The 13,419-nt window shown below is 70.1% G+C and carries 11 protein-coding genes; 8 read left to right on the top strand and 3 right to left on the bottom strand.

All coding sequences use genetic code 11. From position 1 onward, the window contains the following. Positions 1–4 precede the first annotated feature (4 nt). The 4 genes from NAM01S_RS35870 (at position 5) to NAM01S_RS32155 (ending at position 2,845) form a co-directional block, all read left to right on the top strand. The gene (locus tag NAM01S_RS35870; RefSeq protein ID WP_067792798.1) at positions 5–394 is read left to right on the top strand and encodes a hypothetical protein; all 390 of its coding nucleotides are present in this window, start codon (positions 5–7) and stop codon (positions 392–394) included. A gap of 76 nt (positions 395–470) precedes the next feature. After that, the gene (locus NAM01S_RS32165) at positions 471–1,808 is read left to right on the top strand and encodes a hypothetical protein (RefSeq protein WP_067792795.1); all 1,338 of its coding nucleotides are present in this window, start codon (positions 471–473) and stop codon (positions 1,806–1,808) included. A gap of 54 nt (positions 1,809–1,862) precedes the next feature. Beyond that, positions 1,863–2,126 (top strand): helix-turn-helix domain-containing protein, encoded by a 264-nt coding sequence (locus NAM01S_RS32160; RefSeq protein ID WP_067792792.1) that lies wholly within the window; start codon positions 1,863–1,865, stop codon positions 2,124–2,126. 269 nt (positions 2,127–2,395) lie between these two features. Then, on the top strand, positions 2,396–2,845 hold the full coding sequence (locus NAM01S_RS32155; protein WP_067792800.1) for an SgcJ/EcaC family oxidoreductase: 450 nt from the start codon (positions 2,396–2,398) through the stop codon (positions 2,843–2,845). 421 nt (positions 2,846–3,266) lie between these two features. On the opposite strand, the gene NAM01S_RS32150 is transcribed toward NAM01S_RS32155, so the two are convergent. After that, entirely contained in the window at positions 3,267–3,776 is a 510-nt protein-coding gene (locus NAM01S_RS32150; RefSeq protein WP_067792789.1) for a DUF8020 domain-containing protein, read from the bottom strand. A gap of 322 nt (positions 3,777–4,098) precedes the next feature. Next, on the bottom strand, positions 4,099–7,755 hold the full coding sequence (cobN, locus tag NAM01S_RS32145) for a cobaltochelatase subunit CobN (RefSeq protein ID WP_067792786.1): 3,657 nt from the start codon (positions 7,753–7,755) through the stop codon (positions 4,099–4,101). Positions 7,756–8,078: 323 nt separating this feature from the next. On the opposite strand from cobN, the gene cobG reads away from it, so the two are divergent. Beyond that, a complete protein-coding gene (gene cobG / locus NAM01S_RS32140; protein ID WP_067792784.1) occupies positions 8,079–9,260 on the top strand; it encodes a precorrin-3B synthase in 1,182 nt (393 codons plus the stop codon). Positions 9,261–9,414: 154 nt separating this feature from the next. Here the strand turns inward: cobG and ddaH are convergent, their stop codons facing one another. Then, entirely contained in the window at positions 9,415–10,257 is an 843-nt protein-coding gene (gene ddaH / locus NAM01S_RS32135; protein ID WP_067792781.1) for a dimethylargininase, read from the bottom strand. Positions 10,258–10,391: 134 nt separating this feature from the next. Here ddaH and NAM01S_RS32130 point away from each other — a divergent pair, with 134 nt between their 5' ends. The 3 genes from NAM01S_RS32130 to NAM01S_RS32120 all read left to right on the top strand — a co-directional run bounded on the left by NAM01S_RS32130 (position 10,392) and on the right by NAM01S_RS32120 (position 13,414). Continuing rightward, positions 10,392–10,829, top strand: coding sequence for an Lrp/AsnC family transcriptional regulator (locus tag NAM01S_RS32130; protein WP_067792778.1), 438 nt, complete (start codon positions 10,392–10,394; stop codon positions 10,827–10,829). Positions 10,830–10,979: 150 nt separating this feature from the next. Continuing rightward, complete coding sequence (locus tag NAM01S_RS32125; RefSeq protein WP_067792775.1) at positions 10,980–11,615, top strand: precorrin-8X methylmutase; 636 nt, start codon at positions 10,980–10,982, stop codon at positions 11,613–11,615. Continuing rightward, positions 11,612–13,414: a precorrin-2 C(20)-methyltransferase gene (locus NAM01S_RS32120; protein WP_067792772.1), complete on the top strand. Its 1,803-nt coding sequence runs from the start codon at positions 11,612–11,614 to the stop codon at positions 13,412–13,414. The genes NAM01S_RS32125 and NAM01S_RS32120 overlap by 4 nt, the downstream gene beginning before the upstream one ends. Positions 13,415–13,419 lie beyond the last annotated feature (5 nt).

Here is a 13,419-nt window from a genome sequence, read left to right as displayed (position 1 = left end):
CCCGATGACCCGCACGTGGCGCTACACCGCGCTCGCCTGCGCGGTGGCGGCCGCCGCGCTGGGTTGCGCCACCGAGGACGCCCCGAGTCCGCCGCCGCCCGGCGCGAGTTCGCCCGCCGAAGCCGGCGCCGTCGTCGTGCGGTTCCGCATCGCGAACGGGTCGGTGAGCCCCGTGAACGAGCGCAGGGAGGCCAAGATCGGGCAGCCGATCGAGCTGGTGGTCGACAGCGACGCCGAGGACGAACTGCACGTGCACGCGACACCTGAGCACACCTTCGCGGTCCGCCCCGAGGCCGGTCAGCGCTTCCAGTTCACGGTGGACGTGCCGGGGCGGGTCGAGATCGAACTGCACCGCGCGCACAAGACCGTCGCCACGGTGGTCGTGCGCCCGTGAGCGAGCGTCAGCGAGCGAACCATAGGCACAGCGCGCATTCGGGCACGACGGAGCCGAGCGCCAGCGAGGTGCAGTCGTGACCGAGGTCCTCGCGCACGGGATCTCCGGTGCGACCGATCTGCCGATTCCGTTGTCCTACGCGCTGATCGGCGCCGCGTGGGCGCTGACGTTCTCCTTCGCCGTGCTGGCCTTCGCGTGGCGCGAGCCGCGACTCGATCCGGACTCGCCGGGCGTCGCGTTGCCCGCGTTCGCGCGCGCCGTTGTCGATTCCACGGCGGTGCGGACGGTGCTCGCGGGGCTGGGACTGCTCGGGGCGATCGCGGTTCTCGCCGTCGGCTTCTTCGGCGCGGCCGAGTCGGCGGACAATCCGGTGCCGGGGATCGTCTACATCTATCTGTGGGTCGGTGTGATGGTTGCCTCGCTGATGCTCGGGCCGGTGTGGAAGATCGTCTCCCCCGTGCGGGCGCTGCACCGCCTTGGCTGCCGGGTGGCGGGGCGGGCGCCGGAGCGCGGGCTGCTGCCCTACCCGGCATCGTGGGGCTACCTGCCCGCGGCGCTGGGACTGTTCTCCTTCGTGTGGCTGGAATTGGCTTATCCCGAACCGGGTTCGGTGCTCGCCGTGACGGTGTGGTTTCTCGGTTATCTCGTCGTGGGGACGGTCGGCCTGGTGGTGTTCGGTACGGCGTGGGCCGAACACGGCGATCCGCTGGAGGTGTACAGCAGTCTGCTGGCGCGGCTGAGTCCGTATGCGCGGCGCGACACCGGGGTCCCGGTGCTGCGTTGGCCGCTGCACAATCTCGCGGGCACACCCGCGCTCGTCGGCTCGGTCGCGGTGGCGGCGACGCTGCTGGGATCGACCGCGTTCGACAGCTTTTCGATGTTCGCGAGTTGGCGTGACTTCCTCGACCGCGTGGGCGGTGACTCCACTGCGCTGACGACCCTGCTGCGCACCGCGGGGTTGCTCGGGTTCATCGCCGTCGTCGGCGGCGTCTTCCGGCTGGCCGCCCGCGCGACCGGCGGCGTCACGAAGGCGAAGCGGGCGCTGCTGCCGATTCGGCTCGCGCACAGCCTCACCCCGATCGTGGCGGGCTACCTGCTCGCGCACTACCTCAGCTTCCTGGTGGAGAAGGGGCAGGCGACGCTGATCCTGTGCGCCGACCCGTTCCAGCGCGGCTGGAACATCCTGTGGCTGAACGACTTCGACGTGCACTACATCCTGTCCACCCATCCCGCCGTGCTCGCCGGCATCAAGGTGCTCGCCGTCCTCACCGGTCACATCCTCGGCGTCACCGCGGCACACGACCGCTGCCTTCGCCTGCTCCCGCCCGCACACCGACTGACCGGCCAGCTGGCGCTGATGTTGACCATGGTCGGCTACACCTTCACCGGGCTGTACCTGTTGTTCGAGGCGTGATCGGTCTCGGCCGGCCGCTTGCGGTATTTAAATACCATCCCTACCCTGGGGCGCATGGTTCGTCTGCCGCTGACACCCGCCCAGATCGAGGCGGGTCGCCGCCTGGGCGCTCGACTGCGCGCGGCGCGCGGCGAGCGCGACCTCACCGAAGTCGCCACCGCTGCCGGGATCTCGCCGGAGACGCTGCGCAAGATCGAGACCGGCCGCCTGCCGTCACCCGCCTTCGGCACGGTCGTGGCGCTGAGCCAAGCGCTCGACCTCCCGCTCCAGGAACTGGCCGACACCTGGCGCTCCGCCGGGCTCGCCGAATCCGCCTGAACCGCCGCCGCCCGGTTCCGCTCGCACCGAGCGTGACGGCGGCGGTGCCCGCACTCACAGCATCGTGACCCGCGTCGTCAAGGACACTGTGATGGCGCAGGTCGAGCCGCGGGCGATCGCCGCGGCGCGGTCTTCCTCCGCGCTCAACTCGGAATGACGAGATCACAGGCGTCATAAGCCTTCTCGTCGCGATGGGTGTCGGAGGCGGCACCGTCGTTGCGGCCGCCGGACTTGACCTGAACCTATGTTCAGGAACCAAGCTGGCGATCATGGACGCAACGACACACGAACCGTCGGTCGTCGAGGATACGACCGTGGACCACACCGAGGACATCGCCGCGATCAAGCGGCTGGTGGCCGATGTGGAGGAGGGCTTCAACAACAAGGACGCGGAGCTGATGGTCAGCGGCTTCACCGCGAACGCGTCGGCGGGGAACGCGATGGGCATGGTGATCACCGGGCGGGAGGCGCTGCTGGAGGCGGGACGCAAGGGGCTGGCGGGTTTTCTGAAGGACGAGTACGTGCGGTACGAGGTGACCGACATCGTCTTCCTGCGGCCGGATGTGGCCGTCGCGCACAAGGCGGCGCGGGCGATCACCGCGGAGGGCGACCCCATCGATGTGGATCCGGCGATGGTCGCGCTGTACGTCCTGGTGAAGGAGGACGGTCGCTGGTGGACGGCGGCGCGGCACAACACGCTCGTTCCGAAGGCAGGGTGAGGCATCACCGCAGGTCGGACGGCTGAGAGCGGAAGAACTACCCCCGAACAGAACAGTCCCCGGTAGTCTCCATCGAATCCTTGGGTCTCAGTCGTCGCTGATAACCCTGGTCTTCGACTGGCTTGCCGGGGGCCTAGCCGGATCTTGGAAGAGTTACCAGTACTTTCTTTGGACGTCTCCGCCGATTGTGTGGCACTCTCCGGTGTTCCGGTGTACAGACTAGTGTCCTCGGTTTTCGCCGCTAGTCAATACCTGGAGACCACCATTTTCGAGGTATTTTCCCAGCTCATCGCGGCATCGGGAACCACAATTGAAATGCGTCGTGTCCGGAATTTCCCGGCGTACGAGTGCGGCCCGCCCGGTTGTTTTCCGGACGGGCCGCGGGTGTTCACGGGGTGTGTTCACCCCTCGATTGCTCGCCTCAGGCGTTCGCGCCGATGATCCCGCCGATCACCGCTCCGATGATGCAGCCGGGAATGGCCGGGAGGATGAAGAAGATCGCCCCGATCAACGCACCGATCACACAGCCGATCGCGATACCCGCGATCGTCGTTCCCGCATCGCCGATGAACCCCAGTTCCGGCTGGGCAGGAGCGCTCACCGGGGTGAGCGTCAATTGCGTTGCGCTCGCGTCGATCACCGGCGCGACGCGCACCAGCTGACCCGTCACCGAGTGCAGGGTGGTCGGCACACTGCCGATCACCGTGCCGTCGGGCGCGTGCACCAGCACCGCGTCCGTCGCGACCTCGAAGGTCCCGGACGCCAAGGTGAGCGTCGCGCCCGAGCGGTCCGGCGCCACCGAAGCGGTGTACTCGACACCGCGGTCCACCCCCGCCACCACGCCGCCCGGCGAGCCATTGGCGGTCGCGGTGGCGATTCCGGTGGTCGCGGCAATGGTCAGTACCGCGGCCGCTATCAGTTTTTTGATCATGATGAATTCCCATCATCCTGCCGATCCGAATAGTGTGTGCCCCGAGAATCGGCTTTCAGGACATCGATATGATGCGCCTCCGGCACTCTCGGTGTCGGCGGAACGACGAAACCGAAACACCTTGCAAGATCAGCGAATCGGCCCAGGAATTGGGGGTTGCCAAACCGGCCTTTGCATTTCCGCCGCCGAATCCGGCGATATCCGGAAAACGAAACTACATGCGACGCAATGAAAACCGAGGCGTCGTTTTGCGAAGGCCTACCAATGGAATTGGGGGACGGGCGGACCCGAGCATAACCGGATCCGCCCGCGTGCCGCGCTACTACTCGAGTTCCCCTTCGGTTTCCAGGTACACCTGACGCAACCGATCCAGCGTCTCGGCCTCGGGGGCGGACCACATCCCGCGCTCGGCCGCCTCCAGCAGCCGTTCGGTGATGCCGTGCAGCGCCCACGGGTTGGACTGCTCCATGAACTTTCGGTTCACGTCGTCGAAAACATAACTCTCGGTGAGCTTTTCGTACATCCAGTCGGCGACGACATCGGTGGTGGCGTCGTAGCCGAACAGGTAGTCCACGGTGGCGGCCATCTCGAACGCGCCCTTGTAGCCGTGCCTGCGCATCGCCTCCAGCCAGCGCGGGTTCACCACCCGCGCGCGGAACACGCGCGAGGTCTCCTCGGAGAGGGTCCTGGTGCGCACCGCGTCGGGCCGGGTGCTGTCGCCGATGTAGGCCTCCGGATTCTTGCCGGTGAGCGCGCGCACGGTGGCGACCATGCCGCCGTGGTACTGGAAATAGTCGTCGGAGTCGGCGATGTCGTGCTCGCGGGTGTCGGTGTTCTTGGCCGCCACCGCGATTCGGCGGTAGGCCGAACGCATGTCGTCGGCCGCGGGCGCGCCGTCCAGATCGCGGCCGTAGGCGTAGCCGCCCCACGCGGTGTAGACCTGCGCGAGGTCGTCGTCGGTGCGCCAGCTCTTGGAATCGATGAGCTGAAGCAGACCGGCGCCGTAGGTGCCCGGCTTGGAACCGAAGATGCGGGTGGTGGCGCGGCGGGCGTCGCCGTGCTCGGCCAGGTCCGCTTCCGCGTGCGCGCGAACGTAATTCGACTCCGCGGGCTCGTCCAGCTCGGCCACCAGCCGGACCGCGTCGTCGAGCAGGGCGAGCACGTGCGGGAAGGCGTCGCGGAAGAAGCCGCTGATGCGCACGGTCACATCGATGCGCGGCCTGCCGAGTTCGTCCAGCGGGATCGCTTCGAGGGTGGTGACGCGGCGGCTTGCCTCATCCCACACTGGTCGAACACCGAGCAGCGCGAAGACCTCGGCGATGTCGTCGCCGGAGGTGCGCATGGCCGAGGTGCCCCACACCGAAAGTCCCACGGAGCGCGGGTATTCGCCGTGATCGGCGCGATACCGTTCGACCAGCGATTCGGCCATCGCCTGACCGGTCTCCCAGGCCAGTCGCGACGGCACCGCCTTCGGGTCGACCGAGTAGAAGTTGCGCCCGGTCGGCAGCACGTTGATCAGGCCGCGCAGCGGCGAACCGCTCGGGCCCGCCGGGACGAACCCGCCGTTCAGCGCGTGCAGCACCCGCTCGATCTCGACGCCGGTCTGGCGCAGGCGCGGCACCACTTCGGTAGCGGCGAAACGCAATACGGCGCGCACCGCACCGGCCGTGCCGGGTTCCGCGCCGCCGACGGCCGCAGCGCCGGAGGGAACGAGGGTGTCGGCGAATTCCGCGACCAGCCCGTCGATCGCGTCCACCGACCAGTCGGCGGCTTGCAGCGCGGCGAGCAACTCGCGTGCCCGGCCCTCGATCACGTCGACCCGCTCGCGCGCCTCGCCGCCGGATTCGTTCAGCCCCAAAGCCTCTCGCAAGCCTGGCACCGACACCTCGCCGCCCCACAGCTGCCGGGCGCGCAGCATCGCGAGCACCAGATCGAGTTCGCCGTCGCCCGCCGGCGCCTGGCCGAGGACGTGCAGGCCGTCGCGGATCTGCACGTCCTTGATCTCGCAGAGCCAGCCGTCGACGTGCAGCAGCATGTCGTCGAAGGATTCCTCGTCCGGGCGTTCGGTGAGCCCGAGGTCGTGGTCCATCTTGGCCGCGCGCATCAGCGTCCAGATCTGCTGGCGGATGGCGGGCAGCTTGGCCGGGTCGAGCGCGGAGATGTTGGCGTGCTCGTCGAGCAGCTGCTCCAATCGCGAGATGTCGCCGTAGCTTTCGGCCCGCGCCATCGGCGGGATGAGGTGGTCGACCAGGGTGGCGTGCGCGCGGCGCTTGGCCTGGGTGCCCTCGCCGGGATCGTTGACGAGGAACGGGTAGATCAGCGGCAGGTCGCCGAGCGCGGCGTCGGTGCCACACGAGGCCGACATGCCGAGCGTCTTGCCGGGCAGCCACTCCAGATTGCCGTGCTTGCCCAAATGCACCATGGCGTCGGCGCCGAAACCGCCCGCCGTCTCCGGCGCGGCCAGCCAGCGGTAGGCGGCCAGGTAGTGGTGGCTGGGCGGCAGGTCGGGATCGTGGTAGATGGCGACCGGGTTCTCGCCGAAGCCGCGCGGCGGCTGCACCATCAGCACCACGTTGCCGAAACGCAGTGCGGCGATGACGATCTCGCCCGTGGGGTCGGCCGAGCGGTCGACGTACAGCTCGCCGGGCGGTGGACCCCATGCCTCGACGACGGCTTCGCGCAGGTCTTCCGGGAGGGTGTCGAACCACGCGGTGTAGGTGGCGGCGCCGATGCGGATCGGGTTGCCCTCCAACTGTTCGGCGGTGAGCCAGTCCGGGTCTTGGCCGCCCGCCGCGATGAGCGCGTGGATCAGGGCGTCGCCGTCCCGCTGGTCCAACCCGGGAACTTCGGCGGAGTCACCGAGATCGTAACCGGCGGAACGCAATTCGGTGAGCAGCCGGATCGCGCTCGCGGGCGTGTCCAGGCCGACGGCGTTGCCGATGCGGGCGTGCTTGGTCGGATAGGCGGACAGCATCACGGCCAGTCGCTTCTCGACGGCCGGAATGTGGCGCAGCCGTGCGTAGCGCGTCGCGATGCCCGCGACCCGGGCGGCCCGCTCCGGATCGGGGACGTAGGTGGACAGCCCGTCAGCGTCGAATTCCTTGAACGAGAACGGCACCGTGATGATGCGGCCGTCGAACTCCGGCACCGCCACCTGGGTCGCCACGTCCAGCGGCGAGAGGCCGTCGTCGTTGTCCTCCCACTGGGCGCGGCCGCTGGTCAGGCAGAGGCCCTGCAGGATCGGCACGTCCAGCTCGGCGAGCGCGCCGACGTCCCATGCCTCGTCGTCGCCGCCCGCCGACGCGGTCGCGGGCTTGGTGCCGCCCGCCGCGAGCACGGTGACGACCAGAGCGTCGGCCTGGCGCAGGGTGGTCAACAGCTCGGGTTCGGCGGTGCGCAGCGAGGCGCAGTACAGCGGCAGCGGTCGCGCGCCCGCGTCCTCGATCGCCGCGCACAGCGCGTCGACATAGCCGGTGTTGCCCGCCAGATGCTGGGCGCGGTAGTAGATCACCGCGACGGTCGGAACGCCCGCGACGGGCGCCGGGTGGCGGGCGTCGCGCTCGAGCTCGCCCCAGCTGGGCAGCTGCACCGGCGGCGCGAAGCCGTGACCGGTGAGCAGGACCGTGTCGGACAGGAAGTTGTGCAGCTGCCGCAGATTCTCCGGACCGCCCGCGGCCAGGTAGTTGTGCGCGTCGGCCGCGACGCCGCCCGGCACCGTGGAGCATTCCATGAGCTCGGCGTCCGGGGCGATCTCGCCGCCGAGCGCGACCATCGGCACACCGCTGTCGCGGAGCGCGGCGAGCCCGTCCTCCCAGGCGCGCTTGCCGCCGAGGATGCGGACGACCACCAGATCGGCCCCGTCCAGCAGCCCGGGCAGGTCGTCGACCAGCAGGCGGGCGGGGTTGCCGAGCCGGTAGTCCGCGCCGCTGGCGCGCGCGCTGAGCAGATCGGTGTCGGACGTGGACAGCAGCAGGATCACGGGTGACCTTCCTCGGGTGACGCGCCCATCGGGTGTGGTGCTCGCCGGAGAGGGTCTGGCTGTTCACAGTGGCGCGACCGCACCGGAATTGCACCGGTTTCCTCGTCGCCCGCCGAGCACGCCGATGCTACCCGGCGCGGTGTGGCCCGCCGCACCCCCGGTTCGGGAGAGGTCGGCGTTACCGTTCACGACCCGCGTCGACGATTGCCGAACGATGCCCGGCATCGGAGAAGTCGGGCATGTCGAGGGTGCTCGGCGATCGGCGAACTCCGGCACCGCGCGCGGAGTCCTGCCGAGCCCGCGCACGTAGGCTGAAAGGCGCTATGACTCGAACCGCCCCCGATTCCTGCCCCGGCGTGCTGCGCCTGCATCAGGCCGCCGACGGACCGCTCGCGCGCATCCGAGTGCCGGGCGGCCTGCTCACTTCGGACCAGGTGCTCGTCTTGGCGGCCGCGGCGAGCGAGCTCGGTGACGGCGCGATCGAACTGACCTCGCGCGGCAATCTGCAGCTGCGGCAGGTGCGCGACGCCGCCGAGCTCACCGCGCGTTTGACCGCCGCCGGACTGCTGCCGAGCCGGACCCACGAGCGCGTGCGGAACATCGTCGCCTCGCCGCTGTCCGGACGGGTGGGCGGGCTGGCGGACGTGCGCGGGCTGGTGGGCGATCTCGACGCCCGGCTGTGCGCGACGCCCCGGCTGGCGGACTTGCCGGGGCGGGTGCTGTTCACGCTCGACGACGGGCGCGGCGATGTCAGCGGTCTGGACGGGGACATCGGCGTCCAGGCGGTCGGTGCCGACGAATTCGCGCTGCTGCTGGCCGGGGTCGATACCGGCGTTCGCGTGACCGGAGCCGAGGCGGTCGATATCGCGCTGGCCGCCGCGGAGGGTTTTCTCGCTGTGAGCTCGGGACAGTGGCGGCTGCGCGAGGTCGCGGACGGTCCCGCCAGAATCCTCGATTCGCTCGGTCTGACTCCCGGCACGCAACGCGTGGAAGTCGCTGCGGCCCAGGATGTTCCGATCGGCTGGCTGGACCAGGACGACGGTTTGGTCGCGCTCGGCGCTGGTGTCCGGCTCGGCGCGCTCGACGCCCGGCTCGCCGAGTTCGTCGCGGCAGTGGAACGCCCGGTGATCGTCACGCCGTGGCGCAGTCTGGTGATCGCCGACCTCGAGGAGTGGGCCGCCGAGCAGGTGGTTCGGGTGCTCGCTCCGATGGGCTTGATCTTCGACGCCGCCTCACCGTGGTTGCACGTCAGCGCGTGCGCCGGGCAGCCCGGCTGCGCGAAGTCGCTGACCGACGTGCGCGCCGACGTCACGGCCGCCGTCGAGTCCGGTCGCGTGCTGTCCGAGGACGCGTCGACCGAAACAGCTCCCGAGCAGGTCGTTCCCGCCGAGGAAGTCTCGGTGGCTGGCCGCCAGCACTGGTCCGGTTGCGAGCGCCGCTGCGGCAGGCCGCGCGGCGAGGTCACCGACGTGGTCGCCACGCCCGACGGTTATCGCGTCGACTGATAGGGCGCGGCGACCGGGAGCGCGAGCCTGTCTCCCGCTGCTTCTACGCAAATCAGCGCAGGCCCTCGGCGGGGGCAGCGCGGCACCGGCGGGCGGCGATCCACACGGCAGGCGGTGGCCGACTGCCGCGTCGCCGCTCCGAGGCGCGGCTCGATCAATGCAGCTCGAGGGTGCAGCACTTGATCCCGCCGCCCGCCTTCAGCATCTCCGAGACGTCCACCGGAACCGGGAGGTAGCCGCGGGCGCGGAGGGCGGCGGCGAGGTCGGTGGCCTGCGGGCTGAGGAAGACGTGATACCCGTCGGACACCCCGTTGAGGCCGAGGACCGCGGCGTCGGCGTCGGTCGCCTCGACCGCGTCCGGGAACAGGGCCGCCAGGACAGCGCGGCTGGTCTCGGCGAAGGCGGGCGGGTAATAGGCGATGGTGGTGTCGTCGAGGACCATCAGGACGGTGTCGAGGTGGTAAAACCGCGGGTCCACCAGTTCCAGTGAGACGACCGGGATTCCGAAGTACAGCTCGACCTCGCGGTGGGCCGCCGCGGAACTGCGGAAGCCGGTGCCCGCCAGGAATCGGCCCCCGATCAACGCGAAATCGCCCTCGCCCTCGTTGAATTCCGCGGCCGCCGCGACCTCGACGCCGCGTCCGGCGAACCAGCGGTGGAAGGCGGGGCCCTCGGCGGTGCGTTCGGCGTGGGTGAAGCGCGCGGACAGGATCCGGTCGCCGACGGCCAGTCCACCGTTGGCGGCGAACACCATGTCGGGCAGACCGGGTTCGCCGGGCACCACGTCGACCCGGTGGCCGTAGCGCTCGAAGGTCGCGCGCAGGTCGTCCCACTGGGCGAGCGCCAGCTCGCGGTTCACCGGCGTGTCCGGATTCATCCACGGATTGATCGAGTACCGGACGTCGAAATGGTCCGGGCGACACATCACGAACCGGCGCGGCACGGGTCGGCGTGCGGGGGTGGGCTCGCTGGTCTGGAGGGTAGCTACTGAGGTCATCGTGGCTCCCGGTGAGGCGCGGTGAATACGGCTGCCACGAAGGTAATGGGCCTACCATTGCGTCAGGAACGCCGAATCGTTGCGCAAATCGGCTCGGAAACGACGAATCATTGCGTCACGGAAGAAGGGCTGTGATGGACGAGACAGACCGCCAGATCCTCGGCCACCTGCTGCGCTCGGCGCGCGCCTCGTTCCAGGAGATCGGCTCCGCGGTCGGTCTTTCCGCGCCCGCGGTCAAGCGCCGGGTGGACCGCATGGTCGCCAGCGGTCAGATCACCGGCTTCACGGCCCTGGTGAATCCGGCGGCGCTCGGCTGGACCACCGAGGCCTACGTCGAGGTGTACTACCGCGACAACATCACCCCGGCCGAGCTGCGTCGTAGCCTGGAGCCGATCCCGCAGGTGGTGGGCGTGTGGACGATCGCGGGCGAGGCCGACGCGCTGGTGCACGTGATGGCCACCGACATGGCCGAGATCGAGTCGACCGTGGAGCGAATCAGGGAGAACGCGCGCGTCGGGCGCACCCGCAGTTCGATCGTCATGTCCCGCATCCTGGAACGACCACGCACCTGAGCCACCACCGTCTACCGCGTACCTCCGCGTTCGCTCCGGCCACGGGCTGACCTCTCGGCGGCGTGCGCCCGGTGAGCGCACCTGCGCCCTCGCTCGGACATCCCGGGGCGGGAGGCGGTCGCCGCCCTGCCGCGTCTTAGGGTGGACCCCATGTCCGACGTGCGCACCAGCTACCTCACCGACGGGGCCGAGATCTATCGGCAGTCGTTCGCGACGATCCGCGCGGAGGCGGATCTGAGCGCGTTTCCCCCGGACGTGGCGCGCGTCGTCGTCCGGATGATCCACGGCTGCGGACAGGTGGATCTGACCGAGGACATCGCCTTCTCCCCCGGCGTCGTCGCGGCGGCCAGGGCGGCGTTGCACGCCGGGGCACCGATCCTCTGCGACGCGCAGATGGTCGCCTCCGGTGTGACGCGCAAACGGCTCCCCGCGGACAATGCGGTGATCTGCACCCTCGGCGACCCCCGCGTCCCGGAACTGGCTGCGGCACTGGGTAATACACGTTCGGCGGCGGCGCTGGAGCTGTGGCGGGACCGGCTGGACGGCGCGGTCGTCGCCATCGGCAACGCGCCGACCGCACTGTTCCACCTGCTGGACATGCTCGACGCGGGCGCCCCGCGACCGGCCGCGATCCTCGGCATCCCCGTCGGTTTCGTCGGCGCCGCCGAGTCCAAGGACGCGCTGGCGGCCTACGGCGGCGTCGAATACCTGACCGTGCGCGGCAGGCGCGGCGGCAGCGCCATCACCGCGTCGGCACTGAACGCGATTGCGAGCGAAGCGGAATGACCACACCGGGCAAACTCTGGGGTATCGGACTCGGGCCGGGCGACCCCGAACTGGTGACGGTCAAGGCGGCGCGGATCATCGCGGCGGCCGACGTGATCGCCTTCCACAGCGCGCGGCACGGGCGCAGCATCTCGCGCGGTATCGCCGCGCCCTACATGCGGCCGGGCCAGCTCGAAGAACACCTGGTCTACCCGGTCACGACCGAGACCACCGACCATCCCGGCGGCTACCAGGGCGCGATCGACGAGTTCTACGAACAGGCCGCCGAGCGACTTGCCGCGCATCTGGCGGCGGGCCGCACCGTCGCCCTGCTCGCCGCCGGTGATCCGCTGTTCTACAGCTCCTACATGCACATGCACCGCCGGTTGGCGGACCGCTTCGAGGCCGAGATCGTTCCCGGCATCACCTCGGTGAGCGCGGCGTCGGCGGCGCTCGGCACCCCGCTGGTGGAGGGCGAGCAGGTGCTGACGGTGCTGCCGGGCACCATGCCGACCGAGGAGCTGACCCGCCGCCTGCGCGACACCGACGCGGCCGCCATCATGAAGCTTGGCCGCACGTATCCCGGTGTGCGGCAGGCGCTCTCGGACGCAGGGCGGCTCGATGACGCCTACTATGTGGAACGGGCGAGCACCGACCGAGAGCGGGTGCGCACCGCCGCCGAAGTGAACGACGCCGACGTGCCGTACTTCTCGATCACGCTGGTGCCGGGTCCGCGGCCGACCACGCCGCTGCCGAGGATTTCCGCCGCGACGGCCGAAACACACTCCGCCGCGCGAGCGACGGCCGCCTCGACCGGCGTATCGACTGCGGCGAGCGCCCCCGCCTCGCCCGCCGAGGACCCTCTCGCGCAAGGTGATTCGGTTTCGACGGCCGCGGCCTCCGATGCTCTGTCGGCGCACGCGGATTCGATTTCTGCAGGCGCGGCCTCCGATGCTCTGTCGGCGCAGGCAGATTCGATCTCGGCACGCACGCCGTCCGATGCTCTGTCGGCGCACGCGGATTCGATCTCGACAGCCGTGGCCTCCGATGTTCCGTCGGCGCAGCCGGATTCGATCGGCGAGGTCGTGGTCGTCGGACTCGGCCCCGGCTCGCCGGACTGGACGACCCCCGAGGTACGGGAGGCGCTCGACGCGGCCACCGATCTCGTCGGCTACACCACCTACATCGACCGCGTGCCGCAGCGCCCCGGCCAGCGCAGGCACGCCAGCGACAATCGCGTGGAGTCCGAACGCGCCGCCATGGCTTTGGATCTGGCCAAGCGCGGCGCCAAGGTCGCGGTGGTCTCCTCCGGCGATCCCGGGGTGTTCGCGATGGCGGCGGCGGTGCTGGAGGAATCCGCCGACCCGCAGTGGCAGGATGTGCCGGTGCGGGTGCTGCCCGGCCTCACCGCGGCCAATGCCGTGGCCAGCCGGGTCGGCGCTCCTCTCGGCCACGACTACGCCATGATCTCGCTCTCCGACCGGCTCAAGCCGTGGGAGGTCGTGGCGCAACGACTTTCGGCCGTCGCGGCGGCCGACATGGCGATCGCGATCTACAACCCGGCGTCCTCGCAGCGCACCTGGCAGGTCGGCGCGATGCGCGATCTGCTGCTGGAGCATCGCAAGCCGGACACCCCGGTGGTGCTCGGCCGCGATGTCGGCGGACCCACCGAGTCGGTCCGGGTGGTGTCGCTCGTCGATCTCGACCCGGCCGACGTGGATATGCGCACCCTGCTGATCATCGGCGCGTCCACTACCGCGGCGGTCGATACACCGCACGGCACCCGCGTCTACACCTCGCGGCGCTACGACCGTCCCTGACTCGC

This window comes from Nocardia amikacinitolerans NBRC 108937 (assembly GCF_001612615.1).
GTDB classification, from domain to species: Bacteria; Actinomycetota; Actinomycetes; order Mycobacteriales; family Mycobacteriaceae; genus Nocardia; species Nocardia amikacinitolerans.
Note: the sequence above shows the minus strand (reverse complement) of the source record. Positions and strands in the feature narration are given on the sequence as shown.